The sequence below is a fragment of the Aeropyrum camini SY1 = JCM 12091 genome, assembly GCF_000591035.1.
Classification (GTDB): Archaea; Thermoproteota; Thermoprotei_A; order Sulfolobales; family Acidilobaceae; genus Aeropyrum; species Aeropyrum camini.
Genome location: NC_022521.1, coordinates 81,510 through 106,728 on the forward strand (window position 1 = coordinate 81,510; position 25,219 = coordinate 106,728).

25 protein-coding genes are annotated in these 25,219 nt (G+C 54.5%); 15 read left to right on the top strand and 10 right to left on the bottom strand.

Features of this window, described 5'->3' with window-relative positions; all coding sequences use genetic code 11:
* Positions 1-37: 37 nt before the first annotated feature.
* Positions 38-2,128, top strand: a complete 2,091-nt coding sequence (locus tag ACAM_RS00380) for a (Fe-S)-binding protein (RefSeq protein ID WP_022540827.1) — start codon at positions 38-40, stop codon at positions 2,126-2,128.
* Here ACAM_RS00380 and ACAM_RS00385 read toward each other — a convergent pair.
* The gene (locus tag ACAM_RS00385; protein ID WP_022540828.1) at positions 2,125-2,595 is read right to left on the bottom strand and encodes an Hsp20/alpha crystallin family protein; all 471 of its coding nucleotides are present in this window, start codon (positions 2,593-2,595) and stop codon (positions 2,125-2,127) included. The genes ACAM_RS00380 and ACAM_RS00385 overlap by 4 nt on opposite strands.
* 45 nt (positions 2,596-2,640) lie before the next feature.
* Positions 2,641-3,420 (bottom strand): proteasome assembly chaperone family protein, encoded by a 780-nt coding sequence (locus tag ACAM_RS00390; protein ID WP_022540829.1) that lies wholly within the window; start codon positions 3,418-3,420, stop codon positions 2,641-2,643.
* 110 nt (positions 3,421-3,530) lie between these two features.
* On the opposite strand from ACAM_RS00390, the gene ACAM_RS00395 reads away from it, so the two are divergent.
* Together ACAM_RS00395 and ACAM_RS00400 are read left to right on the top strand one after the other, a co-directional pair.
* Positions 3,531-3,767, top strand: coding sequence for a ferredoxin (locus ACAM_RS00395; RefSeq protein ID WP_022540830.1), 237 nt, complete (start codon positions 3,531-3,533; stop codon positions 3,765-3,767).
* A gap of 54 nt (positions 3,768-3,821) precedes the next feature.
* A complete protein-coding gene (locus ACAM_RS00400) occupies positions 3,822-4,613 on the top strand; it encodes a GTPase (RefSeq protein ID WP_022540831.1) in 792 nt (263 codons plus the stop codon).
* 103 nt (positions 4,614-4,716) lie between these two features.
* On the opposite strand, the gene ACAM_RS00405 is transcribed toward ACAM_RS00400, so the two are convergent.
* The 7 genes from ACAM_RS00405 to fen form a co-directional block, all read right to left on the bottom strand.
* Positions 4,717-5,088 carry a hypothetical protein gene (locus tag ACAM_RS00405; RefSeq protein ID WP_022540832.1) on the bottom strand — a complete coding sequence of 124 codons (372 nt, stop codon included), beginning with the start codon at positions 5,086-5,088 and terminating at the stop codon, positions 4,717-4,719.
* Positions 5,089-5,130: 42 nt separating this feature from the next.
* Entirely contained in the window at positions 5,131-6,771 is a 1,641-nt protein-coding gene (locus ACAM_RS00410) for a helicase HerA domain-containing protein (RefSeq protein WP_022540833.1), read from the bottom strand.
* Complete coding sequence (locus tag ACAM_RS00415; RefSeq protein ID WP_022540834.1) at positions 6,755-7,960, bottom strand: DNA double-strand break repair nuclease NurA; 1,206 nt, start codon at positions 7,958-7,960, stop codon at positions 6,755-6,757. The genes ACAM_RS00410 and ACAM_RS00415 overlap by 17 nt, the downstream gene beginning before the upstream one ends.
* An 18-nt stretch (positions 7,961-7,978) precedes the next feature.
* Entirely contained in the window at positions 7,979-10,738 is a 2,760-nt protein-coding gene (locus ACAM_RS00420; RefSeq protein WP_022540835.1) for an AAA family ATPase, read from the bottom strand.
* A gap of 6 nt (positions 10,739-10,744) precedes the next feature.
* Positions 10,745-11,974, bottom strand: coding sequence for a DNA repair exonuclease (locus tag ACAM_RS00425; RefSeq protein ID WP_022540836.1), 1,230 nt, complete (start codon positions 11,972-11,974; stop codon positions 10,745-10,747).
* 152 nt (positions 11,975-12,126) lie between these two features.
* Positions 12,127-12,279, bottom strand: coding sequence for a 50S ribosomal protein L40e (locus tag ACAM_RS00430; protein WP_010865498.1), 153 nt, complete (start codon positions 12,277-12,279; stop codon positions 12,127-12,129).
* Between the two features lie 70 nt (positions 12,280-12,349).
* Positions 12,350-13,402, bottom strand: coding sequence for a flap endonuclease-1 (gene fen, locus ACAM_RS00435; protein ID WP_022540837.1), 1,053 nt, complete (start codon positions 13,400-13,402; stop codon positions 12,350-12,352).
* Between the two features lie 96 nt (positions 13,403-13,498).
* On the opposite strand from fen, the gene ACAM_RS00440 reads away from it, so the two are divergent.
* The 3 genes from ACAM_RS00440 to ACAM_RS08385 all read left to right on the top strand — a co-directional run bounded on the left by ACAM_RS00440 (position 13,499) and on the right by ACAM_RS08385 (position 14,719).
* The gene (locus tag ACAM_RS00440) at positions 13,499-14,125 is read left to right on the top strand and encodes an ASCH domain-containing protein (protein WP_022540838.1); all 627 of its coding nucleotides are present in this window, start codon (positions 13,499-13,501) and stop codon (positions 14,123-14,125) included.
* 90 nt (positions 14,126-14,215) lie between these two features.
* Complete coding sequence (locus ACAM_RS00445; protein WP_148706305.1) at positions 14,216-14,503, top strand: hypothetical protein; 288 nt, start codon at positions 14,216-14,218, stop codon at positions 14,501-14,503.
* A 66-nt stretch (positions 14,504-14,569) separates the two neighbouring features.
* Positions 14,570-14,719, top strand: coding sequence for a formamidopyrimidine-DNA glycosylase (locus ACAM_RS08385; RefSeq protein ID WP_022540840.1), 150 nt, complete (start codon positions 14,570-14,572; stop codon positions 14,717-14,719).
* A 29-nt stretch (positions 14,720-14,748) separates the two neighbouring features.
* Here the strand turns inward: ACAM_RS08385 and ACAM_RS00450 are convergent, their stop codons facing one another.
* Positions 14,749-16,017: a threonyl-tRNA synthetase editing domain-containing protein gene (locus ACAM_RS00450; protein WP_022540841.1), complete on the bottom strand. Its 1,269-nt coding sequence runs from the start codon at positions 16,015-16,017 to the stop codon at positions 14,749-14,751.
* 193 nt (positions 16,018-16,210) lie between these two features.
* Between ACAM_RS00450 and radA the strand changes: the two genes are divergently transcribed.
* From radA to ACAM_RS00495, 9 genes are all read left to right on the top strand, one after another.
* Positions 16,211-17,170, top strand: coding sequence for a DNA repair and recombination protein RadA (gene radA, locus ACAM_RS00455; RefSeq protein WP_022540842.1), 960 nt, complete (start codon positions 16,211-16,213; stop codon positions 17,168-17,170).
* A gap of 26 nt (positions 17,171-17,196) precedes the next feature.
* Positions 17,197-17,868 carry a hypothetical protein gene (locus ACAM_RS00460; protein ID WP_022540843.1) on the top strand — a complete coding sequence of 224 codons (672 nt, stop codon included), beginning with the start codon at positions 17,197-17,199 and terminating at the stop codon, positions 17,866-17,868.
* Between the two features lie 63 nt (positions 17,869-17,931).
* Entirely contained in the window at positions 17,932-18,465 is a 534-nt protein-coding gene (locus ACAM_RS00465; RefSeq protein WP_022540844.1) for an HIT family protein, read from the top strand.
* 2 nt (positions 18,466-18,467) lie between these two features.
* Positions 18,468-19,457 (top strand): DHH family phosphoesterase, encoded by a 990-nt coding sequence (locus ACAM_RS00470; protein ID WP_022540845.1) that lies wholly within the window; start codon positions 18,468-18,470, stop codon positions 19,455-19,457.
* Positions 19,458-19,594: 137 nt separating this feature from the next.
* Positions 19,595-21,061: a DUF4129 domain-containing protein gene (locus tag ACAM_RS00475; protein ID WP_022540846.1), complete on the top strand. Its 1,467-nt coding sequence runs from the start codon at positions 19,595-19,597 to the stop codon at positions 21,059-21,061.
* Positions 21,058-22,074 carry a hypothetical protein gene (locus ACAM_RS00480; RefSeq protein WP_148706306.1) on the top strand — a complete coding sequence of 339 codons (1,017 nt, stop codon included), beginning with the start codon at positions 21,058-21,060 and terminating at the stop codon, positions 22,072-22,074. Before ACAM_RS00475 ends, ACAM_RS00480 begins: the two co-directional genes overlap by 4 nt.
* Before the next feature lie 6 nt (positions 22,075-22,080).
* Complete coding sequence (locus ACAM_RS00485) at positions 22,081-23,025, top strand: AAA family ATPase (protein ID WP_022540848.1); 945 nt, start codon at positions 22,081-22,083, stop codon at positions 23,023-23,025.
* On the top strand, positions 22,997-24,109 hold the full coding sequence (locus ACAM_RS00490) for a DUF58 domain-containing protein (RefSeq protein ID WP_022540849.1): 1,113 nt from the start codon (positions 22,997-22,999) through the stop codon (positions 24,107-24,109). Before ACAM_RS00485 ends, ACAM_RS00490 begins: the two co-directional genes overlap by 29 nt.
* A 6-nt stretch (positions 24,110-24,115) precedes the next feature.
* Positions 24,116-25,219: a hypothetical protein gene (locus tag ACAM_RS00495; protein WP_022540850.1), complete on the top strand. Its 1,104-nt coding sequence runs from the start codon at positions 24,116-24,118 to the stop codon at positions 25,217-25,219.

Genomic DNA, 25,219 nt, shown 5'->3' on the forward strand with positions numbered 1-25,219 from the left:
GAAGCTGTTATAGGTCTTAGCTTCGGGGTGTCAAGATATGGCCGGGCCTGTAGAGCATTTCTTCCTGGTGGATGATATCAAGATTTTCGTGTATATACTGGCTGGATTGAGCACCGCCGTACTCCTGTATTCCCTAGTCGAGTTCTACAGGAGGGTGTTTAGGAGCTATAGCCTTGTGGGGGCTGCGCTGGAGTCGGGAGGTATTAGGGCCGCTATCGATAGGCTTGCACTGTATGGGCTTCTACAGTATAAAGTTTTGAAGTATAGGTTTCCCGGGGTCATGCATGCCCTAATCTTCTACGGCATTATAATTCTATTCATAGCCACTGTCATCAGAGCCTTAGACTACTATATCGGTGGTTGGCTCCTCCAGCCCCCCTTCTTCTACATCTACAAGCTGGCTAACAATATAGCTGGTGTCATTGTGATCGTTGGGGTAGCCGTGGCAGCCTACAGGAGGTGGAGAGGGCTTACACCAAGGCTGCCGAGAGACCCGGGCTACTACCTTGTCCTCGCGCTTCTAGCCACTATAGTCGCCACCGGTTTTGTTGTGGAGGGTATGGTTGTGGCTCTCTACAGGGCTGAGGCGGGGTTCGAGTCACCGCTCTACGACCCTGTGGGCTACCTAGTGTACACGGCTCTCAAGGGGGTGGATAGAGATGTTCTCTCAGAGGTTTACAGGGGCCTTTGGCTACTACACCTAGCCCTTGCCCAGCTTGGGATCGCCCTTATACCATTCACAAACCTGTGGCATATCCCGGCTGTACTGGCCAACATAGCACTAGCAAGACCTGCTCCCCCGGTCGCCGGGCTGAGGACCTACGAGGACCTGGACGAGAGAATAGAGAATGACATGCCTATAGGCGTTATCAAGCTCTCCGACACCACGTGGAAGCAGAGGTTAGACTTTGAAGCGTGTACAAGCTGCATGAGATGTACAAACAGCTGTCCAGCCGCTGAGTCTGGTAAGGTGTTGGATCCGAGAGGTGTTATCTACGGGTTAAGGCTGATGCTGAGAGAGGGTAGATGGGATACAGAGGTCCTAGATCCGGAGATCCCGGGTGACGGTAGTAGAGCAGGGGTTAACCCTGAGGCCATATGGAGCTGCTTGACTTGTGGCGCCTGTGTAAACGAGTGCCCCGTACTCATACATCACGTGGACGTGATACTAGATGTGCGAAGGGGTATGATGAGCGCTGGCAGCGAGCATGTGCCAGAGCAGGTTCTAACTGTGCTCCAAAACCTACAGTACAACGGCAACCCCCTGGGACAGAGCCCCGTGGAAAAGGAAGAGTGGTTCGAAGAGCTTGCCGAGAAGCTGGGGGAGGATGTTGTTGCTAAGGAGGGGGAAGATTATGACATCCTATACTGGGCAGGCTGTGTAACGGGATATGACCCCAGGATAAGACCGGTGGGAGAATCCATATTAAGGCTTCTAAGGAAGGCTGGGTTGAAAGCCGCTATAATGCCCTACACCGGCTGCACAGGCGAGCCGGCGCTGAGGATGGGTGAGGAGGCCCTGTTCGTGGAGCTTATGATACAGTTTCTTGAGGAGCTTTCGAAATACAGGTTTAGGAAGCTCGTTGTCAACTGTCCACACTGCCTAACCACTATAAAACACGACTACAGGAGATACAGGAGATACCTGGAGAAGAGGGATGACGCCAAGCATCTAGCCGAGATCCTGGACAGACTTGAGGTTGAGCACCACAGTGTCACCTTGGCGAGACTGGTTAGAGAGGGGAAGCTGAAGGGAGCTCAAGTGGGGGAGGAGAAGCCCGTGACCTACCATGACCCATGCTACCTTGGTAGGTGGAACGGTGTCTATAGTGAACCCCGGGAGGTGCTCAGTAGAGGGGCTGGCCTCAGGATCAGAGAGATGCCCAGAAGCATGGAGAAGAGCTTCTGCTGCGGCGGCGGGGGAGGTCAGCTCTTCTACGAGGTTAAGAGGGGTAGGAGAGTTTCAAGGATTAGGGCGGAGGAAGCTAGCAAAACCCTCGGTGGGGAGGGCGTGGTGGCAGTTGCCTGCCCCTTCTGCAACACCATGTTCCGCGCCGAGGCCGAGGATTTTGGCTTCGAGGTAAAAGACATAGCAGAGATCCTAGACAGCCAAGGGGGAGAAGGCTAGCCAGCCTCAACCTTTTTCTCGGCCTCAACCACTATCAGAGAGCCTCTAGTGCTTATTTTCACGCTTCTCGGCTCTACAGGGGCCGGCAACTTATAGACGCCCCTATACTCCCTAAAGCTATACTTCTCTGAAAGGGATCCCAGCGCCCTCCTTACAATATGCTCCCTTAGCCTTGCCCTTATCTCAATCCTGTCCTCTAGAACCACTATACTAAGGGATTCCCTATCCATGCCTGGAAGGTCGATCAGAATCCTAATCCTATCACCAAGGTCGTGTAGACTTACTATAGGCTCAATACCCTCTCCCCGGAACTCCTGCAACCTCTTTTCAAGAAGCTCCTCAAACTCCTTTAGCTCGTTCATGGCGAACCTTGTCATAGCTGAGAAAGTCTCCTCAGCTTCCCTCAGAGCCTGGTAGAAGCGTATCATAATCCTCCTAAGCTCGTCGTCCATACCATATTCAGACATTCCGGGAGCACCCCCCAGCGTCTAGGGCTCAGAGTCTGTTGCCCGTCATGTATAGAGGATGGGCGCCCTATACTCCATCTCTTTTCCCATCCTCGCCATGACGGCCTTCGTCTCCTTCATGAGATCCCTCATCCTGAGCTTAATTTCTTCAGCCTGTTTAACAAGCTCTTCTACGGGGACGTTGAGGCCTGTTATAGAGTTTATACCCTCTACTATAACTGCTGCTGCCTCCGGGTCGGGGATGTCTATAAAGGAGTCGGCGAGGAGCACAAGGTTGTGAACATGCTTTTTCATAGCCTCCTTCAGTATTGTAGCGTAAGGACCCACTATTATGCCCTGCTCAGGTTCGCTTGCACCCCTCAGATTCGACGCCAGAAGGCTAGCCTTCTTATCGCTGGCTAGCCAGTAGAGGCTAGGCTTATCCTGCTCTAGCCTCTTGGGGTTGCCGACCCCTGTGGCACTTATGATATACTCCACCCCTCTCCTCCTGGCGTACTCAACCACAGCGGCGGAGAAGGATGGTATAGCTGCGGGTAGTATAGGGACGTCTGTTATCAGCGTAGCCACATCACCGCTCCTGTAGATTCTAATGGGGTGAAGAACCCTACCCCGGTTCATAATCACCACCGGAGGCAGGGCGCCGTAGTGGTCTATACCGACCGTATAGGTCATATCCTTAGCCCGTATCAGGTGCATGCCAGTTACAGCGCCCACAAGGCCGACATCGGGCAGTCCAACAATCATGAACCTAACATCCTCCAGATGCTCAAACTCGAGGAACTCCCAGCCGTATATCTCCTCCCTGTAAACTATACCTGGGTTCAACAGCTCCACCCCTAACTATGTTTTAGTATAGTGAGGTGTAAATAGGTACTTCAGAGCAACAAATCAACCTGAAACCATCGCTCTCAGAAACAGCCTCGAGGTGACTATGGGTGGGTAAGGCGAAGGTGAGGGTCGCTATAGAGTCTAGGGAGGATTGCATACCAGACTTCGTATGCGTCGCCGTCTGCCCGGAGGTCTTCGAAAGGCACGGCGACGGCAGAGCCAGAGTGAAGGGTGGGCTTGACGCGGGCGTGTTCGACGCCTCCCTTGAGGCATGTGCTCTGGAGGCGGCCAGCCTTTGCCCCCGGGGTATTATAAAGGTTTACAGGGTTGACGGAGATGGTTAAGGCCTCGGCGGGCAAATATATAGTCGTTGGGGTAACGGTTTAGGGTGCTGTTGCATGCAGCTAGCCAGCTGGAGGCTTCTAGCTAGGACGATAAAGAACGTGGACGTCGTGATAGAGGTAGTGGACATCAGAGATCCGATGGTGACTAGGAGCAGGCGGGCTGAGAGGATGGCGGAGGCCCTTGATAAGAGTCTGCTTATAGTTCTCAACAAGTCCGACCTGGTTCCTCTCAGGGTTGCGGAAAAGTGGGCCAGGATTATAGAGGGGATGGGCTTCGACGTGATATACGTGTCCGCGAGGCACAGGCTCAGCACCAGGAGGCTGAGAGGCTATATAAAGCACCTAGCCGACGTAAAACCGTTTTCAGCAGGGGTAATAGGTTTCCCGAAGACGGGGAAGTCCAGTGTCATAAACGCTCTGAGAGGCAGGAAGGGCGCTCCAACGAGCCCCATACCAGGGAGCCCCGGCTATACAAAGGGTTTGCAGCTTCTAAAGATAGAGCCAGGCTTCTACATGGTAGACACGCCTGGGGTCATACCGGTCGAGGGGGGCTGGCCTGAGTCTATAATAAGAGGGAGGAGCCCCGAGGACCTTGCAGACCCGGTTCCGCCTGCAGCAGCATTAATAGAGAAGATTTTGAGGTACAATAGGAGGGCCTTCCAGACCGCGTACGGCATATCCGCCCAGGATCCCTACGAGATAATGGAGAGGTTGGCGATAAAGAGAGGCTGGTTCTACAAAACTACTAAGGAGCCGCTTATCGAGGAGGCTGCAAGAACGATAATAAGAGACTATCATAAAGCGAAGATACCATTTTACGTGCCCCCAGAGGAATTCACCGGCTAGAAGCTCCACAGGGGGGTGGAGAGAGCTAGTGATGACCCGTGCAGGCTCTGAGGTTACGCCCGCACCGATGAAGAGTCTGTGGGACTACCCTCTGAGGCATAGTCTAACCCCTCCTTACGCATCTCCTGTTCATAGCGACGGCTGCCATGAGGGCTAGCACAGTTAGTGCTAGAAGTAGGGGAAAGTGGGGTATAGCGAGATCGCCGAGCGTGCCGGTGCTGGTAACAACCGATCGGGACACTCTTCCCGCCGCGAATGCACTGGCCAGGGCTATAACCGTCGGGCTAGCCGGGCTCCTGTAGACTATAGCTGGCGCGGCTAGCAACACAGCATATGCTAGATTCTCCACTAGTATGAACACGGGGATTCTTGGACCGCTAAGTAGGCTGTTCAGATCGAAGGCCACAAAACCGAGAGCCAGAAGTATAGCCAGCGCCCTGGCTGCCATATCTCCCTTGTTTAAACCCGTCGCCACGGCCTCTACACCCCATATTGAGGTGGGTCTGTGGACGCGCGTTCACAACGCTAACTCGTCCAGATTTGGCTCTCCTTTCAAGAGCCACCTTCTCGTTTCTTCGACGATATTTATATCCCTCCCTCCCGTGGTGACCTCGCATTTATCTATCTTGACTACAGCCGGCATCCTGGCCATGCTGCCCATAATAAGCGCTTCACCAGTGTTCAGGCTGGGGAGAAGGCTTGCAAGATCTTCACTTAGCTCCTCGCTGGCCGCCCTAACATAGCCTATGTCCTGTGGCTCGACCATTTTCAGTATTATCTTGTTGTTGGTCTGGCTTAGAACATCGACGTCGAGCTTCTTCGGCCTCTGGCTAACTATGACCATGCCCACGCCGAACTTCCTCCCCTCCCTAGCTATCCTGGCCGCCCACCTCTTAGTGAGGGTCGGCTCGTCTTTCGGTATGAGTACATGAGCCTCCTCTATAATAGTGATTACAGGCACGGGGTAAACCTCCCTCCTCGACATATTCTCGCCCCTAACGTTGATCCTAGCCTGCAGGAGCCTGCGGAGATAGTGGCTGGTTACAGCATCCGCCACATTATCCTCCATCATACTTAAATCCATAACCGTGGCTTTCCCAGGCTCTAATATCCTCGTGAGGTCGGTCGGTATGTTAGGGTCCAGCGCGCTCCCATAGAGGTCCTGCAGATCGTTTAGCTTATCAAGAACACCCAGGATCTGGTCCTGCTTCGCCGCGGGGGCATTAGAGACTGTGTCCCCTACGACATTCTCGAAAGACTTGGCAAGAGAATCCGACTCCTGCCTGGAGGGCTTAGTGGTTCGTGATGCTGTCTCCAGCACCTCAACCGCCTTTGGTATGAGATCGGCCGCCCCGATCTTACCCTGCTGATACCTTTTGGTTAGCTCGCCCCAGAGCCACCTTAGAATCCTCTTCTGGACTGTCGCCTGGGGCTCCAGCCCCGCCATAGAGAGGAGTTCCCAGAACGAGAGGCTAGCAGGGTTCACTCTAGCAGGCCTGAGCAGCTTGGCTTCCCTAGGGCCGAGGCCCAGGTTCCCATATTCACCGTGCCGGTCGAAGATCACAGTGCTCACTCCATACCTGCTGACGAGCCCCCTGGTTATGACGCAGACCGTGTTGCTCTTGCCCCCGCCTGTTACCGCTAGGATGGCAAGGTGCCTGGTCAGCTTGTTAACGTCAATCCTATATTCAACGCCGCTGCCAAGGAGCGATCCCACCCTGAGCCAGCCGTCCCCGTCGGGGGCGAAAACCCTCTTCAGGACCTCGGCCTCAGCTAGGTATACGGCCGATCCTGGCTGTGGAGGTATCTTAGGGGCTACCTGCTCTCCACGGGTCGTCAGCGTGTCGAGGTACGAGACCCACCTGGCCCTGGCTACATGGTAGCGTGTTGACTCCACAACCCACGCTGCATCCGACTCCAACATCCTCTTAACTGAGTCGAGGTCCCTAACCTCGTCGCTCAGCAGGGGGAGGCCCGAGCGTATGGATTCGACTATCCCGAGAACGCACCTGCCGTTAAGGTTGGCCACAACGTGTGAACCAACTATAACCTTCCCTAGGCTATCTCTCTCCAGGAGGATTGTGCTGTAGCTGTAGCTACTCTCCCCTATTATTACACCTATCTCCTCTCCACCGCAGACACTAGATTCTGAGTACACCTCTACTCACCTCCCTTAGACTCAAGCCCAATAGGAGGGAGACCCTCTCCAGGTCCTCCCCCGATACCCTAGCCCTCTCATGCGCCACTAGGAGGAGGACCGGATAGCCTGAGGGGGATAGGCCCGCGAGCTGTGGGAGAATAGAGTCCAGGAGCCCCAGGTGGTCGCTTAGCCTCCTATCACCGCCTGGTAGTAGTATGGAGATCCTCAGTATGGGGCCGCCGGGCGATAGGCGGGCGTAGGTTGATAGCTCGGCGAGGTCCTCGTAGAACTCCCTCAGCCCGGCAACGTCGGGGATGAACCTCCCATCGCCCTCTCCAACCTCTATGCCCAACATGCTGCTTAGACCCTCCTTCACCATTAAGTCCCCCCGGGCTATCGCGTAGGAGGGGTTCAGCGGGGCCCTAACCTCTATGTACGCCGCGTCCGCTATGGGCCCTCTACACATCTCCGTGCTCCGCGAGGTTTTCGCCACAAAAACGGGGGTGTAGCCTCTGTCCCAGGCCTCCTCGAGCATAGCCTTGTACATGTAAAGCTTCTCGGCGACCTCGACGGCGACGATCCACCTAAGTCGTTCAATATCCTCAGTCACCGTGCCGAGAATCATAGCCGCCCTGCTGGAGGCAGGCCTCCTCGCGGCTTTCTCGAGCAGGGTCTCAACACAGCCGCCTGGTTCGCAGGCTGGTATGAGGCCTTTATCCCGGAGGCGAGGTAGAATTTTCTCGGCCTCGGCTATGGCAGCACTCATCTTAAGACCCCACCTTGACAGGCCGGGTCTCCACCATTTCAAAGCTGTTGAGGGGCTGCCGTCAAGCAATAGCAAGCCCCCGCCGCCGCCGGCAACCGCATCTTTCGCAGCAACAGCCTCAAGTATCTCCCTGTAGATGGATATCCTGGCTTCCGCGTCGCTCGGAGGGACAACCACGCCGATACTATGGAGGAGAGACTCTCCAACGCCGCCTCCCGCCCACGCCCGGGCAAGATATATCGTGAACTCCCGGTAGTCCCTGCTCCTGTTCCCTCCGTCTACGGCCACGGTATTGTCTGGCCGCTTACCGGTCTCTATGGGTCTGAAGCCTAGGAGGCCTGGGCACATTATAGACTTCTCACTTCTCTCCCTCACCAGCCTCTCAACAAGAGGCTTAACCTCCCGGGCCTCGTCCACTATCGTCCTGTGGATAGGCGCCAAACACCAACCCCCCGCCATCTAATAGGAGCAGTCAACCCTGCTTCCCTGTGGAGTACGGGTTACGGTGCATATAGTATCTGCATAGTCTCTAACGTCTTCGTGATGGGTCACCACCACGAGCTGCTTGACAAGGCCCTCTCCGCTGATATCTCTGAAGACCTCGACGAGGCTCCTCCTCCTGTCTTCGTCTAGGTTGGCGGTGGGCTCGTCAAGTGCTAGGAAACCCAGCTTGCCGCCCACCGCCTTATTCAGAGCTAGCACGAATGACAGCGCTAGGACAGTCCTCTCTCCACCGCTTACAGCTGTAAGCGGCCTGTATGCTCCGTTGCCGCCGATGGCCTTAACCTCGATCTCTCTAGATGTCTTTTCCCTTATCTCCACACCAGCCACGTCCAGGTTGAACCTAGAGAGGATGTCGTTCATCTCGTCCTCCAATACTGCTAGCAGCCTCTTATAGGCTATCTCCCCTATTTCCTCCATAATTCTCCTGGACGCAGCAGCCGGTAGGTAGAGCTTCAACGCCTCCTCCCCGCTAGCCTTCCTAGACTCCATCTCTTTAATCCTCGTGTGGAGCTGTCCCATTTCCCTATCAATCTTGCTGATCCTATCCTCCAGCTCTTCGAGAGTGCTTCGAACTTCCCTCAGCCTCCTCTCAACCACCTCCTTCCTAGAGACCTCTCTCCTAAGCTTCTCCTCCTCAGTGAGAGCCTCCTCAAGCCTCTTCCTAATCTGCTCGGCCTCCCATCTAAGCCTCACAACCTCCTCCTCCAGCCGTCGGGCCTCCTCAAGCCTTCTCTCTATGATCGACAGCTCATCCTCCACCCTTTCCAGAGTTTCCCTGGCTTTTTCCAGCAGGTCGTCTATACTGACGTACGCCCTGATGCCTAGCCTCGCAGCCAGGTCCTCCGCCCTCGAGATAATCTCCTGCTCGAGTTTCTTGGATTCGCTAATCATGGACTCAAGCCTCCCTCTAGCCTCGTCCTCCTTTATACCGAGGTGGCTAAGGACCTCTAGGGCTCTCTTCCTGGCCTCTCGCAGCTCAACCTCCTCCCGGGATAGTTCTCTAGCCCTCTCCTCGAGACTCTGCTGAAGACCTTTGAGTTCCTCCAGCTTCTCACCAAGCTTCCTCAGCTCCTGAAAGGCATTCTCAACATCCTGCGGTGTTTCGAAGCCCAGCTTCCTTAGGCCTTCCTCTAGCTGGTTTAGCTTTGATAGCAACAGCTCTATTCTCCTACGTCTATCCTGAAGCCGGGAGACCTCGGTCCGGGCCTTCTCAGCCTCAGCTGCCTTCTCGCCCGCAGACTTCTTCAGCCTCTCCGCCTCATGCCTATAATGCCTAGCTATAGATTCCGCCCTCTCGCGGGGCAGCTCGGCCCCGCACACAGGGCATTTAGCGCTCCTCCCGCTGTGTTCAAGCATAGACACAGCTTGAAGCAGCCTCTTGGCTTCCGCTTCCAGCGCTGATGCCTCCTGATCTAGAGTTCTAGCCTTTGATTCGAGCTGGCTTATCATAGCATCCAGCCTCTCCAATACATTCTCCGGTGTCTCGCCACCGCACAGCTCGCTAGAGCGGCACTCAGATAGTAGCTGCTCAAGGTCTGTAACAATGTCTCTAGCCCTAGATACCCGATAATCCAGGAGAGTATACCGCCTCTGCTCCTCACTAATACTCGCCTCAACCTCGAGAAGAGTGCTTTCGACCCTCTCCCTCTCAGACTGAACCTCCTTGAGTCTGCTGGATAGTTCAAGCTTTTCTACAGCCTCTTTCACCATCTCAACATCTCTCCGCAGCTTGTCCAGGCGGCTGTGAAGCCTGGCAAGCTCAGCAACATCCCTGGCAAGCGAGGCTTTCGCTTTGAGCTCAGCCATCCGCTTCTCCAGATCTCTCATCGATGATATCTTCGCCTCAGCAACCCTGAGGCGCGCGTTTATATTGTCTAGCCTGGACCTCTCACTCCTAATAACATGGCCGACTTCAGCCAGCCTCTCCTCCAAAGTCTCTAGCCTCCCTAGTTCGCTTTTTAGATCATCGGCCTCTGACCTAAGATCCCTGGCGTGCCTCTCCAGCTCCCTCCTCTTGCTCTCCAGCTCGCCCAGCCTTTTGGAAGCATTCCTTATCTCTCTGTCTACACCTAGGACCTCGCTTCTCAGCGCCACGTATTCGGCCTGGAGTCTGCCGAGCGATTTGGAACCGAGCTTGACAGGCCTTCCACTTGGGGAGACTCCTAGTACTACTTCACCCAGGTTTGATATAGCCTGCTTTAGCAGGGCATAGCCTAGGGCAGCATCTAGCAGGCTCCTGAGTTCCTTAGGGTCTGATAGGGTTTCCGCTAGAGTTTGGAGCCCCCCCTGGGAGATCACTATAGCCTTCTCAATGTACGAGGCGGGGTCTGGTAACCCCCTGAGCCCAAGTATCTTATGTATCTCCTCTTTATACCCCGTAGGCTTGCTTGCTATTCTCCGCCTATCCAAGGTTATAATTGCCGCCTCATTCCGCACCCCCCCACCGCTCCTAACAAGCATGTTCCTCAGCTCCAGCAGCCAGCCCTCGTCGGACTTGAGGGAGAGGTATATCTCTCCGCGGCTAGAGTTCTCTGTTATCATGCTCGACCTCCTCGGCGCCTTATGGGGGGTTATACTGTATAGGATGGCCTCGAGGAGAGTGCTTTTTCCCGCTCCGTTACGGCCTACAATAGCTGTAAAGCCCTCGCGGAAATCGAGGCTGGTATCTGAGTGGCTCATTATGTTCCGGAGCTCAAGCCTCTTCAACACGTACACGACGCCTCACCTCATATTTAGAACCCTCCTCCACACGTCCTGGTCGACACTGGTGGCAAGTGCTTGAAGAATCTCCTTCACCCTCTCCTCGTCCTTCTCGGCCGCCGCTTCAGCTAGTTCATGCAATATAGTGCTAGCGGCCTCTAGAGGTATGCTATAGTGTTCCGCAGCGATCTTCGCGAGATCCAGAGGGCCCTCTCCCCGGAGTTCAAGTGAGGCGCCCCCATACTCGCCCCCGCCAGCGACCTTCCAGTGAATCTTAAGCAGAACATCCGCTTTGCCAGCGGCCCTCCTCACTTCTGCTATGAACCTTGCCTTGTTAACAGGCTTATCAGTCTTAATTACGACATGTATCAGGGGTTTGAGCTTTACTTCCCGAGCACCTCCAGAGCCTGCCAGGACCTTCTTTAAACTCATGCTCACAGCGTTATAGACGCTTGCCACGTCGACGACGTCAACATCAATCTTGTACTGGGGCCTTCGGGGGATCCTAATCCTCTCTATGATAGGCGTGTCACCGCTGAGATCGACATAGAGTGGGCTCCCAGGCATGCTTATCTCCTCAACCTTCAACGGGTCCAAGACCCCGGGGTAGGCGTAAGGTGTGGGAGCCTCAAGCCTTACACGCGGGGCGTGTAGATGGCCTAGAGCAGCGTACCTAGCACGGGATGGTAGGTCGCTGGGCGATGCTACCGCGTCAAACTGCATTTCAGTATCAAGAGACATATGGGCCAGGAGAACGAACTTCCCCCCCGCCCCCTTGGAGATCTCGTCGAATTCTCTCAGAAATCTGAGGGTCAGCTTCCGCCTCTCCTCGAGGGAAACCTTGAAGAATGGGACCACGGCAACCTTCAAATCGCCAAGGTCGACTACAAAGTCTTTCGCACTCATCCCAGACCTATAGAGTGGCGCCCTGAAGCCGTCGAGACTCGCTTCCATGAGGGATAACAGCGTCTCGTCCCTCACAGATGGAGTATCGTGCTCTCCATGAGCCGCCAAAACGGGTATACCAGCGTCGGTCAACATCCGAACGAGTTCCACGGCCTGCTTAACATCCCTAAGAGGAAGCTTAGGCTTGTCGAAAAGATCGCCTGCTATCAGGACGGCGTCAGGCCTATCCTTTAAAGCCGTTTCTACAACAAACTCGAAAGACCTGAATATATCGTTCCGACGCTCCTCCAGCCCATACGGCCTAGCCCCGAGATGAATGTCTGCAACATGGAGGATCTTCGGCATCCAGTTCTAACCCCCCAGGTGGATAGAGAGTGTATTACCTAAAAGAGGTAAACTCCCTATCCAGGGCCTGGGAGCCGCTCTTACACGCCGGGCCTAGGAGGATGAGGCTGGTCTAGGCTTTTCGTAGTATATAATGATCATGAGTTTGGGGTCTACTTCTTCTTCTTAGGCCTTAGGTTCTTGCTCCTGCAGCGCCTGCACTTGGTGGCTGACATGGGGTTTAGGGCTCCACACCTCCTACAAACCTTCTTGTTCAACACCCTCTTCTCAAATATAGCCACAAGCTCAGGGTCGGTTATCGGCATGCCTCGTCTACACCCCCACGGCTACCTACATAGGGCCAAGGCTAATTAATATGCCGCGTGCAGCCAGCGGCTAGCCGAACCACATGTCAAGCCTCGACTGCCTACTCCTAAGCTTCTCCCTATACGCCTTAGCCAGCCTCTCGAAGGCCCTCTCCACCCTTTCGGGATTGAAGTCGTGCCGCTCAACAAGAATCTCCTTAACCTTGTCCCGATCGGGCTTCCTAAACTCTATATTGTAATTATCGTTTACAGGCGGGTTCAAGAAGTACTCATACACCTTTCTAAGATAATCCGGGTCATACTCCCCCCGGGGGACTGAAGCCAGCACTTTCATCGGATCCACCAGGCTCTTGACGAGCCTGAGAGCAGTCTTGGGGCCATACCCCCTGACGCCACCAGGGTTGTAGTCTGTTCCGAGAAGTACCCCAAGAACTATCAACTGCTCCCGAGTTATACCAAGCTTTCTGAGCAGAACCTCGAGCTCTATTATCTCGGGCTTAATCTCGATGTACTGATCCTTGCCAGGGAGCTTCCTACGCCCTGTTATGGCAAGGTTTCTCACAAGCCTAGGCGAGCCAAACAGAAGGCTATCGTAGTCTTGGCTCCCCGTCGCCCATGCATCACCCTTCCTCGCCATGTAGGCGGCCTGCGCCTCCCCCTCAGCCGGGGCTTGAACCCACGGTATCCCCATAGCGTCGAGCAGCTCCTTAGACTCCTCAACCATCTCGCTCGTAAGCCTTGCAGACATCATGGCGTACTTCCTAGCCTCCTCCACAGCCCCAGCCTCAACGGCCCTCCTATACCTGGCCTCGGCCTCAGCCTTCCTGCGAAGCCTCTCCTCAACCTCCCTACTCTTCATCTCAGGCGGTTTCCCGTCGAAGACGTAGACTGGCTTTACACCCTCCTCCACGAGATTTATGGTCCTATAGAATAGGCCGCTGAGGTGGCTAGTAACCCTCCCCTCCCTATCCATCAGGGGCGTGCCGTCGGGCTGTCTTATAGCAGTGAGGAACTGGTATAGCATGTTGTAGGCGTCCAGCGCGAGGACATAGCCCGAGAGGGCCCTTAGCTCCACCTCCCTCCTGGCCTCGGGAGGTATTAGCTCTCTAAGGTTGACCCCCAAAACCAACACCCATTTTGGTAAGAGTAAAGTGCTCCTGATTAATCCATTAATGCATAGAGGCCTAGGCTCACCGTCGTCTCTAAGGGCTGGTAAGCAATGGGGAACAGCGGAAGGAGGGGTAGGGTACAGTACCTAGGTAGGCACATAATGATCAAGGGAGTGTACGCCGACAAGCTGCTCGAGGGTACGAAGACCACCACAATAAGGCTTGGTATAGTTAAGCCCAGGTACAGAGAAGTTATTATCCACGGCCACGGCAGGCCATTAGCAAAGGCTGAGATTGTTGACGTGCAGGTAAAGAAGGTAGCCGAGCTGACGCTTAGTGATGCAAGGCGTGACGGCTTCAACAGAGTAGAAGACCTCATAAAGAGCCTGGAAAAGATGTATGGGCAGGGGCTGGAGCCCGACACCCCAGTAACCATAATCCATCTTAGAGTTAAGCAGAGGTTCGACGAGCTAGACCTAAGAGACCCCTACCTGGGGCTGGAGCCAGCGGACATCGCCAGGCTGGGGCTCAGATACCTTGGAGACTCTCTAGATGAGGATGAGCGGAGGGTGCTAGAAGACCTAACCAGGACTAACAGTATAAGGTCGACGGCTGTAAGACTGTTTGGAAGCGTCGAGAGGCGGGGGAAGGTTAGGAGGGTTCTCAGGAGGGTACTGCGCGAGCTGGTCAGAAGGGGGCTGATAAGAGGAGGTAGAGTGGAGCGGGGCGGGCACTAGACTCCCCTATATACCCTAATCCCTCTACCTGAATTCATGGTTGTTATGGGCGCTAGGGCGGCGAGGCAGAGCTCCGGGGTGTCAATGGATATGGGGTATGCACTAAACGAGCACTTGACAGACATAACAATATGCCCCAGATGCTCAGCACCATCAGCAGTGTACACCTATAGCATACGGAGTGAGAGGAGTGATGACGGTCTTTACGTCAAAATAGTGTACTCTATGAAATGCGACATCTGTGGATACAGCGAGAGTATGAGGGGGTCAATGCCTCTAACGGTGGCCTACAAGCTACGCCACCTCTTCATACCAAGAGTCAAGATAGTCCTCGAGAAAGCCTATCTACTCGCGGAGAAGCTGGAGAAGAAAGTGTAGAACGAGTAGCTCCCAATATAAGGGTGCAGACCCTCAATCCTACATAACCCCGGGTGTTACCAGAGGTTGACAGGCTGGATACTAAAGTGTAGCCAGTGCGGTAGAGAGTGGGTTCTGCCCGTCAGCTTCAGGCTTAACGAGATTGGGAGGCTCTACCACTTCTGCCCATACTGTAGGGAGAACACTTTCCACACAACAGTGGGCCGAGAGCCCTAGATGGGTATGGCGGAGCTTAAGGCCGGGAGTTAGAGTGTTGTGTGGTATAGGTTGCCACGACCGCCGACAGCTAGCTCTCTAGCTTCAGACAAAAACTCCTCTAAAGTTAAAACTTCCTGTTTCCCAGGCTCCCACCTTCGCCTGACAACTACTGTCCCGGTTTCCTCCTCACGCCTCCCTGTAACTACGATCAGGCTTGCCCAGCTCCTGCCAGCCTCCCGCACCCTCCGTCCCAGGCCTCCCCCTTTGACGAGCGAGACCCTCAACCCTAAAGCGACTAGATCCCTGGCCACCTTGAGGGCGTAGCTTTCATTATCCGGCTCAACCGGTATCACGGCCGACTGCACAGGGGTTATCGACGGGTTTAGGTAAGGAGTGACACCCTCATCCCTAGCTCTCCTAACCAGGAGGGATACTGCGAGCTTGAAGAGGGAGAGAGTAGGGCCTAGGCATACTCTCCCTTCCCTAGCGACAGCTATAGGAAGCCGCTCCCCCTCTTGTGTTAACGCCTTAACAAAACCTCCAGGGTCTTCCTCTAGGGTAGGGCGCTCCTCCTTGAGCTGGGGGGAAATTATAGCTAGAATCCTCGAAACCGCCTCCCGAGGATCAGTTTCTATAGGGCCAAACACCATACTGGGGGGTTTGGGGCCAAGCACGATTATAGACGTTTGGGAGGAGATGCAGGCTGAATACGCCTCTCCCAAGCTCTCCCCAAAACCAAGGTTCTCTACGGGTCCCATAGCTTCCTCGGCCAGATGCTTGTGAACATCTATCGACCATGATGCGGGTGATAGGCTGCCGCCTCCAGAGAGGCCGGTTCTGGAGAGGACCTCGCCCGATACGCCCTTGGTAAGATCGCTGGCGGCTGGCCAGGGCTCGTCAGGCTCTGTTTCTGTAAAGCTCCGCGAGAGCTCCGCGAGAGGGTGTCCCTTGCATGATATAGTGAACGATTTGTACCAGCCGAAGGGTGCTCTATGAATTTCCCCCGAGAACTTCTCTCTAAGAGCCCTCTCAAGTTCTACAAGCATCCTATGAGCTGTCCGGGGCTTCGCGAGCCTGCTCGAGAGGTGGGCGTAAGGGTAGATAACGACAAGCCCTACCTTAAGCCTTGACGAGTGTAATGCTATGTCGGAGGCGGCAGATTCCACAGCGCCAGGTCCATCACCATCTTCTACTGTTGCAAAGACAACGAGAGCCTCTCCGAAAGACGCCTCGCCAGGCGGGTCTGGGGGGTTCTTGAGAGCGGGTTTCACAGTCTTATATCCGAAATTGTCTGCATGGAGGTAGAGCAGCCTCAACCCGCCGAATCCTCCAAAAGAGGACTTTAGCCCCTCGCCTCATAAATGCGCTTCGAGCAGGGCTGCAGCACCCCTAAAAACTCTGGCCCTGCTAGGAATACTATCGGACACCCCCGGGGCCTCCGGGTGCCTAAACCCCTCAGGGTTTTTAAGCTTCCATAATAGGGGTTTATTGATTAGGGGATTGAAAAATATGGGTGAGGAGAGGAAGGAGATAAAAGACATAACGGATCTTCCAGGTGTCGGCCCCACAACAGCCCAGAAACTAATGGAGGCGGGCTTCACTACTCTAGAGGCTATAGCAGCCGCTACACCCCAGGAGATAAGCCAGGCGACAGGCATACCTATACTAACCGCGCAAAAGATTGTCGACGCCGCCAGAGAAGCTCTTAACATCGATTTTAAGACAGCTTACGATCTGAAGCTGGAGAGCATGAACATTAAAAAGATAACAACCGGGAGCAGAAACCTCGACGAGCTGCTGGGAGGCGGCATAGAGACTAAGACTATCACAGAGCTCTTCGGGGAGTTCGGAAGCGGGAAGACCCAGATATGCCACCAGCTGTCCGTGAATGTACAGCTTCCAGAGGATAAGGGGGGTCTGGAGGGGAAGGCTGTATACATAGACACAGAGGGAACCTTCAGGTGGGAGAGGATAGAGCAGATGGCCAGGGGCGTTGGGCTTGACCCGGACGAGGTTATGAAGAACATTTACTGGATAAGGGCTATAAACAGCCACCACCAGATAGCGATCGTCGACAAGCTTTTCACCATGGTGAAAAACGATAATATAAAGCTGGTTGTAGTCGACTCCGTCACGAGCCACTTCAGGGCAGAATTCCCAGGTAGGGAGAACCTTGCTATGAGGCAGCAACTGCTTAACAGGCACCTACACCAGCTCATGAGGCTGGCCGACATATTTAACGTTGCAGTTGTTATAACCAACCAGGTTATGGCCAGGCCAGATGTGTTCTACGGCGACCCAACACAGGCTGTTGGAGGACACGTGCTCGGCCATGCCCCAGGCGTTAGGGTGTATTTAAAGAAGAGCAGGGGTAACAAGAGGATAGCGAGAGTGGTAGACGCTCCCCATCTCCCAGAGGGGGAGACCGTCTTCGCCATAACCGAGTGGGGCATAAGGGACCCCGAGTAACATGAACACGGCTCGCCCAAGGGGTGTTGGGGGTCGCTCCCGGCCTCGACATAGTTTTTACCCCCCTTATTCTCCCAGCTGCTGCGGCATCGCTACTCCTAGCTGTGGCTGGGATAATGGATCTCCTATGGAGGGAGATAGAGCCTGCCTACTGGTATATATCACTCAAAATAGTGCTCCTAACGGTAGCCGCCTCCCTCTACCTCCAGGGAGGCGTCCCCGCTGCACCTTCTAAAGTGACGCTACAATTAGGCTTCACCCTCTTACTGGTGGCCGTTTCGATATTGCTGTATAAGATGTGCATGCTAGGCGGCTCTGATGTAGCGGCTTTTACACTTATAGCTCTCGCCTCTCCATACTCGCCGAGCCTCCCAATACCGCCGCTCGCTGCCTCGCTATTGGCAGCAACGCCTCCAGCTGTTGCGTACATCATACTATCATACGCGAGGCTGAGGCTAAACCGGGGGGTGGTTACACCCGAGGACCTCGCCTTCAACCCCCGCTTCAAATGGTGGATACCATCCGCAAGAGGTGAGGCAGTCGAGAAACTATTCCAGGGTTGCCGGCTAGACGCTGACCCGCCCGCTCTTGCAGCACTAGGGGGAGGCAGAGTTAGGGCGGAGCCCGGGATCCCCCTGGTAGCCTTCATAGCCCTCGGCTACCTAGCCTATATCGTTGCAGAAGTCCTAGCTGCCTAGGATAGGTAGCCATGATTTAAACAGTCCATGTTACCGCTCTAATGGTTGGGGGTGTCTAGCCTTTTGGCGGGAGGCGAATGGGTGAAGCGGTGGTACAGCATCCTCTGGGCGCCGTGGAGAATCAGATATATCAAGCAGGCTGGGAGGGGGGAGGGCTGTGTTTTCTGCGAGGCACCCTCTTTAGGAGATGATGCCAAGGCCCTGATAGTCTATAGGGGCAGGTTCTCCTACGTCATCTTAAACAAGTATCCATACAATAGTGGACATCTAATGGTGACTCCCTATAGGCATGTGGCTGAGGTTGAGGATCTTTCCATTGACGAGGTTGTCGAGATGGCGAAGCTCGTCAGGGCGGCTGTGAGGGCTCTTAAGCGGGTCTACACTCCACACGGTTTCAACATAGGGGTTAACATAGGCGAGGCGGCTGGTGCGGGTATTGCGGGTCATTTCCACATTCATGTTGTACCTAGGTGGAGAGGCGACTCCAACTTCATGCTTACCATCGGGGGGACTAAGGTTATCCCGGAGGCGCTGGAGGAGACGTATAGCAAGCTCAAGCCCGCCGTTGAGGATGAGGCCAGGAGAGAGGGTGTCTAGGAGTGGGAGACGAGTTTAACCACCTCTACATAATAACACATACCGACCTCGACGGCATAGGCGCAGGGGCTGTAGCTGTAAGGCTGTTAGGCAGGGTAGAGGGGGGCTATACCGTAGTTTTCGCGGAGCCCTACAACGTTCACAACGCTATAGAAGATATTCTAGACCATCTTGAAAAGGGCGATCTGGTGGTAATAAGCGATCTAGGTGCCAATAGGGAGTCGCTGCCAAAGGCAGCAGAGCTACTTGCATCAGCTATTACTAGAGGTGTCACGGTGAAGTGGTTCGACCACCACGTTTGGAGCGACTATGAGCTAGATATGCTTAGGAAAGCGGGCGTCGAAGTAACCGTCGACAACTCCACTTGTGCAGCCGGAGTTGTAGCACGATATTTAACACCCGACAGTGGAGACCGTTTCATAGAGGCGTTTGTAGACGCAGTGTGTAGCGCCGACCTCTGGCGTTGGACCCATCCTCTCAGCGGGAAACTATTCCGCGTTGTCGGAGAGCGCAACCTGGAGATGGAGTGGAAACACAAGGTCCTCGCGAAATTCGCCTCAGGAACCATGTGGGACGAAGAGCTGGAGGCTAAGCTTGAGGACTATGTTAACGATGAGCTTAAGGGATACACGATGGCCATTAGAAACGCGGTCAGACTGGAGCGTAACGCCCTAAGGATAGCTTCCACATACAAAAACTTCAGGGGACCTCCAAGCAGCAGCATGATCGGGGCCCTGCTACTCCATCGATATGCCGCAGACATAGCCGTGATAGTGAGGAGCGACGGAGGCTTAAGCCTTAGGAGCAGGAAGATTAACGTGCAGCCAATAGCCAGGGCCCTCGGAGGGGGAGGACATCCAAAAGCAGCTGGGGCTAAGATCGAAATTCCTCTCCTTATAAAGCTGGGTTCTAGGCTTTACCCCAAGATCCTATCCCTCTACACCGCAAGGCTGGTCGCCGCCAAAGCAGCGGAGATAGGTCTTATAGAGTAGAGATGTCCGTAGATAACTAAGAGGGAGGCATTAAGATAAATGGCGGGCCATACCCTTTATTAATAAATAAGGTGCGGGGTTACCCCGGAACACCTTTGCCAGCAGTCTCTACGTCCGGTGGCGGTGTTTTAGGAGTGATGGGTGGAAGACGGTTCGGAGCATGGTTCAACGCATCATGGCCTCTAATCCTGGCTTTAATCATAATGCTATCAATAATAGCACCAGCTGCCCATGCACAGAAGGCCAGTCCAAGTATTAGGCACCCTCCCGACCTTAAGGACCCTATATCGAGCTTGCTAGACGCAGGCCTGATACCTACTCTCACTTATGAAGAGTACGTTGTCCTTTCCTGGCAGCTCTCCCGTGTGCTGTCTAACTTGCTGGCAGAAACCCTGGCCTCCCAGGGCTCGACTATTGGGAATGAGGACCTCGGAGTGGCCGTTGCCATGCTGGCAGCTTCAGAGACTCTCTCAAGACTACCGGAGAACTATTCTCCCGAGGCTGAATCAGTCTTAGACAAGGCTAAAAATGTCGTGGAGGGCCTCGAGATCTTCATGCTCGCCTACGGCCTCGACGAGGACAAGCCCTACGCGTCAACAACTATTGCAGTAGCCCTATCAGACGCTGGAGGGGAGCCTAGCTTCACTCTTATCGGGCCGGCCAGCCATGTTCTCCTAACGCTGGTTAACGCCGTTATCATAGACGACCAGACTGTAGTCCTTTTCCCTGTCAGCAGCCGCGTGGTCTTAGCAACCCCTAGAGGAGAACTCCCAGGCAGTGTGAATGTGGGTCCTGGGAGGCCGAATATAGAGGATAAGATTAGAGATGAACTGCTTCCAGATGAGGTAAAACAGAGTTACGGCAGAGGAATAGCAAGCCCCCAGGCCGAAGTCGAGCCAGAGGATAACGAGAGAGGGGGAGGTGGAAATAGCATAATAGACATCTCCTCCCTATTGAGGGAGCTAGCATCGCGCCTTACGAATCCAGAGTATCCTGGGGCGGGCGGTAGAGGAGCTTCGATTCCTCACAGCGGGATTGCCGATGACAGCAACACCGCTGCAATCGTAGCCTCGCCGATAGGAAGACTGGGGATTACATATGAAGATTTCGCGAGGATAGCAGAAGCGCTTAGACTAAACCTCCCTAGCGCCTCTGCTGGTGACGGGCTTGAGGGCGGAGAGGTACTTGTTCCGGTGTCGCCTATTGAGAGAGCCGGGAGCAGCCTTGGCCTGGTCATTGCGGCGGTTTTGGTATTTGGCACGATAGCTTTGGCGGCAGCTTACGCACCAGACTTGCGCCGCGCCATAGTGTCCCGTCTAGTCCTGTCGAGGGGCTATAGTGTAGAGGGGGCTGTGGAGTCGTGCTTTAGGGAGGCACTACAGGTGCTTAAAGACATGGGCCTCAAGAGAGAGCCGTGGGAGACTCCGAGGGAGTTCCTAGCCCGTGTAGAGGGGAGCCTCGAAGCCGAGCAGGTGTACGCCATGAGATACATAACCTCGCTCTACGAGAGACACCGTTATGGAGGATGGGAGCCTTCTACGGGCGAGTTGGAGGAGTGTATTAGGAGTGTGGAAGCCCTTAGGTCTAGAGGTCGAGGCGGGTGATTGACAAGCGAGTGCTGGCGACGCTTGTAATAATCATAGCAATCTTAGGCAGCATGGAGATAAGGCCGAGAGCCATAGTCCTAAGCATCGCCACTCCAAGCGACGCCCCCCTGCCCTATAACGATGGCCCACTGGGGGCTTCTGAGTTTGCATCCTCCCTAGAAAACATGGGTTACAAGATTTTAATCCTGCCTGAGGTAGATGACGTTGCCAGACTACTCTCCACCACCATGGAGGAAAGGATAGTAGTCATGGTTATTGGTGCGGATAGCATGAGAGCCGACGTCCTATCCAGGCTGCTAAAGATTCTCGCCAAAAACGGCGAGAATAAGGTCTCCCTGATATATGCCGACGAACAGCCGCTCATACCCCTGGACTCTGTAGAATGGAGGATCCTCCAAACCTCTTTCTGCGGCTGGCTCTACTACAGTCTAGGCGAGGTTGAGCCGGCTGAATCTCTGATAGTATCCTCCTCAGACGGTAGTGTAAGCGTTCTGACCGGCTTTGCTTCGCCTCTGGTGATAGAGAAGTACGGAGGAATATCATACGCCTCTAAGCCGCCGGGAGGGGAGGAAGTGTTCCTCTATGCATGGCCCTCCCTCGGCGAGGTCAAGGGGTTCTGGTACTCCCTGGGAGGTGTCTGTGGGGATGAGGATAGGCTTATAGTTATAGGCGACTCTACAATGTTCCTCAACAACTACTACTCGAGGGGCGAGGGCTATAGGAAGATGGCTTCTCTTGTTATGGATAAGGCGGCCCCCGAGGATAACGCTACTGTCGTCTTCCTCCAGGAACTATATATCTCAGAGAGGGATAGAGTGAATATAGCCGTGTTGCTGGCCCCCTCGGTGCTTCTGACGGCGGCGGCCGATCTCTACGCATCCCTGGAGGGTGGAATAAGGGCGTTTATAGGAGAGACGCCCTTGAAACCCGCTTTTGTAGGGAGTGTGGCCCTCTTCTTATTGGCCGTCCTACCACTATTCATTAAGGGTAGGAGGAGGCAAGCGGGGTAGCCTAGTTTGGAGAGGGTTACTCAGGCCGAGCTCGGGTGGAGCCTCGAGATACTGGATAGAGTTAGAAGGGAGATCGGGAGGTTCGTAATAGGTAAGGATAAAGAGGTTAAGCTAGCTCTAGCGACAATGATAGCTAGAGGCCACCTGCTAGTGGAGGGTGTCCCTGGGGTTGCGAAGACAACCCTGGCGAAAGCCCTGGCAGGGGCTTTCGGGCTTAGGTTCTCCAGGATACAGTTCACCCCTGACACCCTACCCAGTGACGTGATTGGAACCCACGTCTTCGTTGGAAACGGGTTCGTTTTTAGGCGTGGTCCTGTTTTTGCTAATGTTGTTCTTGCTGATGAGGTTAACCGTGCTAACCCTCGTACCCAGAGTGCTTTCTTGGAGGCTATGCAGGAGGGGCAGGTTACTGTTTGGGGTGAGACCCACAGGCTCCCCAACCCCTTCATAGTACTCGCCACAATGAACCCCATAGAGCTCGAGGGAGTCTACCCACTACCAGAAGCACAACTAGACCGATTCATGGCCCGCATAAGACTCGAATACCCATCGCGTAGTGAGGAGGTTAAGATTATAGAGAAGGGTGATGAAGTAGAGGATCTTAATGTAAAGCCAGCCGCAGCCCCCGATGACTTGAAGAGGCTTCAGGACACTGCCAGAAGGATATACGTCGACCGTAAGATAGTAGAGTATATTGCCGATATTGTTAGGGAGACCAGAACGCTCGAGGAGGTTGAGATAGGAGCTAGCCCTAGAGCTGGGATACACGTACTTAAACTATCGCGCGCCTTAGCCCTGATGAGCGGGAGGGACTTCACTACGCCGGACGACGTTAAAGAGGCTGCACGAGCAGTCTTACCCCATAGAATTAAGCTACGTAAAGTGTACATCTCGAAATACACGGTAGAGGGCTTGGTGGAGGATGTTCTCAAAAAGGTTCCGCCGCCTTAGGCTCCAATCAATAACAAGGGAAGACACTATACTAAGAAGACCGACAGTGGCCGAGGCAACAGCAGTTGCGGCTGCATCATTCTTAGCCTCCTACTACGTCTCAGGGGAGAACAATCTCTTAGCCGCCGGAATAGTTCTGGGTGGACTTGCAATTGCAAGCAGTCTTCCCTCCAGGGTGGAAGAGGCTTTTATAGCTGGCCTTAGGATTAATCTGAAGGTCCCGAGAAGCATGGTGGAGGGGGAGAAGCGGGAAGGTGTTATGCTTGTGGAGAATAGAACGCCTATCCCCCTAGTAGCCAGAATAGCTCTTGAGGCCGAGGACGGCGTCGGGGTCGAGCCCAACAACGTGGAAGTCAGTATGGGCCCCCTATCCAGGTCTTTTGTGAAAATAGTTGTCAAACCTATGTTCGGCAGGTATAAGATCGCCGCTAGGATAGAGGATGTGAGAAGCCCTTTGGGGCTCTGGAGCCTCAGGCCCAAACGCTTGCATGCGGCGGCCGAGGTTATAGCCTCGCCCGAGCCCGAGGATCTTCGTGAGGAGCTCGGGGTTCTGGTTAAGCCAGGAGCTTTAGGCCGTGGAGTGCAGGGCTCGGGGTTGGACTATAGAAGCTTTAGAGAATACCAGCCTGGGGATGACCCGAGGAGTATAGAGTGGAAGCTAACTAGCAGGAGGGGGTTGCCTGTCGTCAGAGAGACAGAGGGGGCACAGTCTTCAAAACCCGTCAAGCTAATACTGGCTGTTCAGCCCCAACACTATAGGAAACCCATATATAACTCGCCCTACGCAGCCGTAGCCAGGAGACTCTACACCATATCCCTCAAGCTGGCGGAGGAAGGGGTAAGACATAGAGTCCTGCTTCCCGACTCACACGGCTTCCGCGAGCTAAGGATAACAACACCCCGAGACGTTTTGGAGCTTGGACTAGCCCTAGCTATATACAGCCCGGAAAGCTGGGTCGGTGATTTCGCGGCTGCGATATCAGCTTTATCTAGGGAAGAGGGTGCACCCGCTATCGTAGTAGCCCCTAGGGGTGCTCTAGAGGGGCTGGGAGCTTTAGACGGGTTATACCTTGTGGAGGTTTAATGAACGTTGCGGCGTCTAAGAATAGCCGTAACCATTCTAGGGCTCGCCGCTACCTTGTGGCTCAGGGATCTACACTATTACTATCTAGACTCGATCGGCCTCCCTCCCCCAGTATCTGGTATAAAGCTTGTCGACCTCGAGGCCATCACGAGAACTCTTGTGAACACAGCCTCGGCATTGCTAGCCCTCGCATATGTTGTGAGCCCTGCCCACTCTCTCGCTGCCGGGATGTTATGGGCTGCAGCAGACGCCATACTATGGCTAGACCCTAAACTACCCGTCTACACGGCCGCAGTAGTGCTCACGGTTTATGCTCTATGGAACCTACTAGGGCAGACACGCGGCGGGGAAAAGTTCCTTCCGGCTCTTTTAGAGATCATGCCTATCGCCACCGTCATAGCTGTCATCGGCCTGCTCTACATTCTACTGGACAGGCTACCGGGCATGCTAATCGCCCAGAGAATTTTACAGGGGGATGTCGCACTCCTTGCTGCAACGCTGGGATCCACAGCTGCATGGGATTTCGCCGCTGCGATTGCATCGCTATTCCTCGTAGGCCTTATGGCCCCCCGCATTTTTACTGATATCTTAGCCTTACTGGGCGGGGGGAGAGTTGCAAGGGCTATAGCCAAGGAAGAGGCGTTAGAGGCCCTGGATGCAGAGGTCAGAGGCTCCTTCGAGGGGCTCTCTTCTTACCTGGCATCCCTGCTTGCCTCCCTACTTCTAGCCCCCCTTGTTAGAGGTCTCCTGAGGGATCTAACCTATGGGCTTGTTGGTTGGATACACTGGGTTCTAGCCGAGGCAATAGCCCTGCTCCCCCTCATCGCTATATTCTACATAATTAAGAGGCTGATCTACATAATGGTTACTGGTAGACTAGACACTACACTCCGGGCTCTATCAGTAATGGTGGCTGCAGCAGTCCTAGCCTCCATCCTTCTATCGCCAAATATTCTCGTAGAAGCCCTAACAGGCATCCCCGCGGGAGAGATGCCGGAGAGCGGTTTAGACGCTCTGGCTATGCCAGAAACAGGCCTCGCTATAGAGTATAGCCTCAGAAGGATGGATGAAATTTTCTCGATACTCATTAGGCTATTCTGGGGCGGATAA

What these genes read in the sequence shown, in the direction of transcription:
- ACAM_RS00380 (WP_022540827.1), top strand. Translation starts at nt 38, where the DNA reads ATGGCCGGGCCTGTAGAGCATTTCTTCCTGGTGGATGATATCAAGATT.
- ACAM_RS00385 (WP_022540828.1), bottom strand. Translation starts at nt 2,595, where the DNA reads ATGTCTGAATATGGTATGGACGACGAGCTTAGGAGGATTATGATACGC.
- ACAM_RS00400 (WP_022540831.1), top strand. Translation starts at nt 3,822, where the DNA reads ATGCAGCTAGCCAGCTGGAGGCTTCTAGCTAGGACGATAAAGAACGTG.
- ACAM_RS00425 (WP_022540836.1), bottom strand. Translation starts at nt 11,974, where the DNA reads ATGCCGAAGATCCTCCATGTTGCAGACATTCATCTCGGGGCTAGGCCG.
- ACAM_RS00430 (WP_010865498.1), bottom strand. Translation starts at nt 12,279, where the DNA reads ATGCCGATAACCGACCCTGAGCTTGTGGCTATATTTGAGAAGAGGGTG.
- ACAM_RS00440 (WP_022540838.1), top strand. Translation starts at nt 13,499, where the DNA reads ATGGGGAACAGCGGAAGGAGGGGTAGGGTACAGTACCTAGGTAGGCAC.
- ACAM_RS00445 (WP_148706305.1), top strand. Translation starts at nt 14,216, where the DNA reads ATGGGGTATGCACTAAACGAGCACTTGACAGACATAACAATATGCCCC.
- radA (WP_022540842.1), top strand. Translation starts at nt 16,211, where the DNA reads ATGGGTGAGGAGAGGAAGGAGATAAAAGACATAACGGATCTTCCAGGT.
- ACAM_RS00475 (WP_022540846.1), top strand. Translation starts at nt 19,595, where the DNA reads ATGGGTGGAAGACGGTTCGGAGCATGGTTCAACGCATCATGGCCTCTA.
- ACAM_RS00490 (WP_022540849.1), top strand. Translation starts at nt 22,997, where the DNA reads ATGTTCTCAAAAAGGTTCCGCCGCCTTAGGCTCCAATCAATAACAAGG.